Origin of the sequence: Candidatus Protofrankia californiensis (assembly GCF_900634765.1) — a bacterium.
Taxonomy (GTDB): domain Bacteria; phylum Actinomycetota; class Actinomycetes; order Frankiales; family Frankiaceae; genus Protofrankia; species Protofrankia californiensis.
Window position 1 is genome coordinate 1,017 of record NZ_CAAAFT010000460.1, and the last position, 3,997, is coordinate 5,013.

Genomic DNA, 3,997 nt, shown 5'->3' on the forward strand with positions numbered 1-3,997 from the left:
CCCCGAACTCCGCGGGCGAACGCCTACGCGGAACGGTTCGTCCGCACGGTCCGGACCGAGGTCACCGACCGGATGATGATCTTCAGCGGGTGGCACCTGCGCACCGTTCTGGCCGAGTACGCGACCCACTACAACGGACGACGCCCCCACCACGGCCGTGACCTTCAACCACCACGGCCCGACCACCCCGTCGCCGACCTGACCCAGGAACGGATCAAGCGCCGGCCTGTCCTCGGCGGCCTGATCAACGAATACGAACGAGCCGCCTAAAAGACCAGGTCAACGCCGGTAACCGAGTTCTGGCACCCCACAAGGACACCTGTTCGATGGCCCTGCCATCCTGATCAAAAGACGAGGCCGACCGAGCCGGCGCTGGCCCGGGGCCAACGCCCGAAGGGGGACCATGAGCACGACGCCACCGACCATGTGGACTCCAGAGCAGGGCGAGGCCATGCACGGACAGCTCGGCCTGATCTCGGGCCTGGCCGACGTGATCGGCATGGCGACGATGACGTTGGACTACGACACGCTCACTCCGATGTCGCTGGACCTGATCGGATACCTGGCCGAGATCCTCGGCGAGGTGACCCGCGGCCTGCGGCACCGCGACGAGGCAGCGGCCCTGGCTGCCGATGGCGTGCCTACGTCGGACCGCCGGCCCGCGCGGCCCAGTGACCTGCCGCCCGCAGCCTGCGAGCGTCTCGCGGCCGTTTGTATCGCGGCGTACAAGGCCGAGTTGACGAGCGCGTTCGCCGACCGCAGGACGACCGCCGAGTAGCTCGCTCCCTGCACCGAGGGCATCCCGGACGCCCCGTTGCAGCCCGCCGTGACGAGTCGATCAGCCCGTAGGCCGCGGGACAAAGGCTGATGTGCCTCGTCCTCACGAGACGGCTGAGTGGTGCGAGCCCTGCGGCCCATCGGGTTGTCTACCTGAGATCGACTTCAGCGAGAGGACGTGACGGGGTGACTTCGATGCAGTGGTAGGCGAGATCGGTGACGGCTGGCAGGGTGACAGCCGCCAGCGGTAGGGCCGCGAACGCGGCGGCGACCAACAGTCTGGAGAGCAGGGCGAGCCGGGTGTGGCGAGGCTGTGGGGCGACGAGGCGAAGGACGCGTTCGGTGGTTGCGGTGCCAGTCGCGCCGAGCGTGCTCGTGGCCGGGTGCCGGGCCGAGGCGGGTGCGGCGAGCCGGAGGACGGCTTGCGCAAGGGTGATCGGGGTGGCGCGGCGCAGTGCCTTGTCGTCGGCTGCGAGCTCAACCAGCCGCCGGACCTCGCTGAGGGCGAGGGTGAACAGCGGCATGCGTGGGAACGCGGTGGCGAGGATGGCGGGGAGAAGGACGATGACGTGGTGACGGCCGCTGAGGTGGGCTCGTTCGTGAGCGAGGACGGCTGTCAGTTCCGCGGGTGAGAGGACGTCCAGGGCGCCTCGGGTCAGCACGACGTGTCCGCCGTCGCCGGGGACGCAGAACGCGCTTGGCTGCGGATGGTCGAGGACGACCACACCGGTTCCGACTGGCTCGCCCAGCAGTTGGAGGTCGCAGCGATGTTGACGACGTTCGCGTCGCGCTGCTCGGCAGACCACGTAGCCCGAGTAAGCGGTCCTGCCCACCATCCAGCTGATGATGACAAGTCCGGCGTACTCGCTCGGTCCGGCCGGCGCGCGCGGTTGCGGCGGCCAGCCGCAGCCCTGGAGTAGGAGGACGAAGACGTCACCGACGGTGTGCAGCGGAGCCACCAGGACTGCCGCGGCCAGCAACGCGACGCTCACGACGGATGCAGCCGCGGCGAGCCAGGTTCCTGCGGCCAGTCGGGGGGCGTGCGAGGTCCATCCGGCCTGGGCGAGCTGGCGAGGGAACAGGACGCCGGCGACGGCGACATAGGCGACCAGGAGGGCGAGACTCACAAGGTCTCGTCCTCGACGCGTGGCGAGCGGGCTGCCCGAGGGGTGCGGCTCTGGTGCCAGCGCAGGGCTTCCTGGAGTGCCTCGTATTCGGCGGGGTCCATAGTGTCGACGAAGTGCAGCAGCGCCAGCCCCCTGTCGTCGGTCGTGGACAGCACGTCCCGCATCATTCTGGCGGTGTACTCGCCCCTGCTGAGCGCGGGGCGGTACTGGTAGGAGCGCCCGACGTGCTCTCGGACGAGCCACCCCTTGTGAAACAGCCGGTCCATGACGGTCATGACCGTGGTGTAGGCGAGCGGCCTCGTGCGGTGCAGGGCGTCGCGTACGCCGCGAACGGCGACCGGGCCGCGGGCCGCCCACACCTGGTCCATGACCTCGGCTTCGAGGTCTCCCAGCCGTTCCACCGTTCCGCCCTTCCGGTCGTCAGGTCGTCAGGTCCCTCGCCGCGACCGACGTTCCCGTCGTCGTGCCGAGTGTCGCACTCGGCACCCGAGGTGCCCTGGGGCACCCGGCCGCGCCGGCACCCCAGGGCACTGTCCGGTTATCCGGTACCGAGCAGGCCCTTCATGGTCTCGACCTCTGCGGCTTGCGTGGACTCGATCGTCCTCGCCAGGGCCATGGCGTCGGGGGACTGCCCGTCCCGCTGTTCGGCGCGTGCCATCTCGATCGCGCCCCCGTGGTGCCGGATCATCATCTCCAGGAACATGCGGTCGAAGGCCGGGCCGGACGCCTCCCGGAGAGCGGTCATGTCGTCCTCCGACATCATTCCCGTGTCGTCGGTGCCGTGGCCGCCGCCGTGGTCCCCGGCGCCGGGCATGGCGGTGGGTTCGCCCCACGCCTCCAGCCAGCCGGTCATCGTCTCGATCTCCGGTGCTTGGGCGGTCCCGATCTGCTCGGCCAGCGTGAGCACCGCCGGGTCGGCGGCCCGGTCGGGTGCCAGCGCCGCCATCTCCACGGCCTGCTGGTGGTGCGGGATCATCATCTGGGCGAACATCACGTCAGCGTCGTTGTGGTCGCTGTCGCTGGCCTCGCTGCTGCTTGCTGCTGTGGCGGACGAAGGTGCCGTCGGGGTGTCGTTGCTCCCGCACGCCGCGAGCGTGGCGGTCAGGGCCAGTGCGGCAGCGGCGAGTCCAAGGTGGTGTCTTCTTCGCACGAGTCATCCTCGGGGTATCGGGTTGCCAACGGAGCTGAGGCCGGAGCCGTCGAGCGCGCCGATAGGCGTGCGCGGCGTCCGACGACGGTCCGCTCACAGCCGCCACACGCAGTAGACAGACAGGTCGGTCGCGTGCCGAGGCGGCGGCGTCTCCGGTGGGTCGCCACGCGTCCTGTCGAAGGCGGAAGCGTCGAAGGAGGTAGCCGTGCTTGACGGGCCGTACAGTTCGCCGTCGTGAGGAACCGGTTCGGGGTCGTCACGGAACAGCGCCGAACAGAGCGCGCCCTGGTGGAGGTGGTGTTCGGCCCCGGGCTCGTGCGGGTGGCACCGGTGTCGGGGAACGTCGTGATCGGTTCCCTCGGCGCAGGGTGGCGAGGCGAGCGCGTGCGCCTGCGCGGCTAGGCCGGCATGCATCGCCAGCAGTCCGAGCAGGACGGCCGACACGAGCGTGAGTCGAGCCCAGGGCCCGCCGTGTCGTGCCGGTGCTTCGCAGCGCGTCACGTCACCCTCTCCCGCGTCCGCCGCCCGGAGACTACTACGGCAGCTAGTTGTTGGCTCCACGACGTTTCGCCCGTGGGCACGCGCGAGACGTCGCCCAGGAAGGACCACCATCCCTTTTCGCCCTCGCTGTGGCAGCCGAAGGCCCTCTAGTCGAGGGCCACGACAAGGCCACGCAGGCGGCGGCATTCCGGAGAGCAACTACTACGTAACGTAGTGGTTGATCTGCTCGGAGGTCCGGCGGCCAAGCTTTAGAGGGGAGCGGAGCCCGTGCCCGCACCGTCACCCGATCGTTCAAGGTGGTTCGCGCGCCTGTGCTGTCCCGCGCCGGGTGCCGGGCCGGCGGGTGCACCTCGGCCGGACCGGCTGGTGGGATCTACCCCGGTGGTGTGGGTGAGCGACCCGTTCGTCGACTCCGGCAGGGGCTTCTGGGCCAAGCTGGAAG

General features: G+C 70.0%; 6 protein-coding genes. 2 read left to right on the forward strand and 4 right to left on the reverse strand.

The genetic code is table 11. The features are described from left to right. Positions 1–270: integrase core domain-containing protein (locus tag DD1DGNOD_RS23745; RefSeq protein ID WP_165036992.1), on the forward strand; the 270-nt coding region annotated here is incomplete at its 5' end. Between the two features lie 133 nt (positions 271–403). Then, positions 404–778 (forward strand): hypothetical protein, encoded by a 375-nt coding sequence (locus DD1DGNOD_RS23750; protein ID WP_131766999.1) that lies wholly within the window; start codon positions 404–406, stop codon positions 776–778. Positions 779–926: 148 nt separating this feature from the next. On the opposite strand, the gene DD1DGNOD_RS23755 is transcribed toward DD1DGNOD_RS23750, so the two are convergent. The 4 genes from DD1DGNOD_RS23755 to DD1DGNOD_RS23770 form a co-directional block, all read right to left on the reverse strand. Beyond that, positions 927–1,904, reverse strand: coding sequence for a M56 family metallopeptidase (locus DD1DGNOD_RS23755; protein ID WP_131767000.1), 978 nt, complete (start codon positions 1,902–1,904; stop codon positions 927–929). Continuing rightward, complete coding sequence (locus DD1DGNOD_RS23760) at positions 1,901–2,305, reverse strand: BlaI/MecI/CopY family transcriptional regulator (RefSeq protein ID WP_131767001.1); 405 nt, start codon at positions 2,303–2,305, stop codon at positions 1,901–1,903. Before DD1DGNOD_RS23760 ends, DD1DGNOD_RS23755 begins: the two co-directional genes overlap by 4 nt. Before the next feature lie 137 nt (positions 2,306–2,442). Beyond that, positions 2,443–3,054 (reverse strand): DUF305 domain-containing protein, encoded by a 612-nt coding sequence (locus DD1DGNOD_RS23765; RefSeq protein ID WP_131767002.1) that lies wholly within the window; start codon positions 3,052–3,054, stop codon positions 2,443–2,445. Between the two features lie 93 nt (positions 3,055–3,147). Continuing rightward, on the reverse strand, positions 3,148–3,555 hold the full coding sequence (locus tag DD1DGNOD_RS23770; protein ID WP_131767003.1) for a hypothetical protein: 408 nt from the start codon (positions 3,553–3,555) through the stop codon (positions 3,148–3,150). Positions 3,556–3,997: the final 442 nt, after the last annotated feature.

What these genes read in the sequence shown, in the direction of transcription:
- DD1DGNOD_RS23750 (WP_131766999.1), top strand. Translation starts at nt 404, where the DNA reads ATGAGCACGACGCCACCGACCATGTGGACTCCAGAGCAGGGCGAGGCC.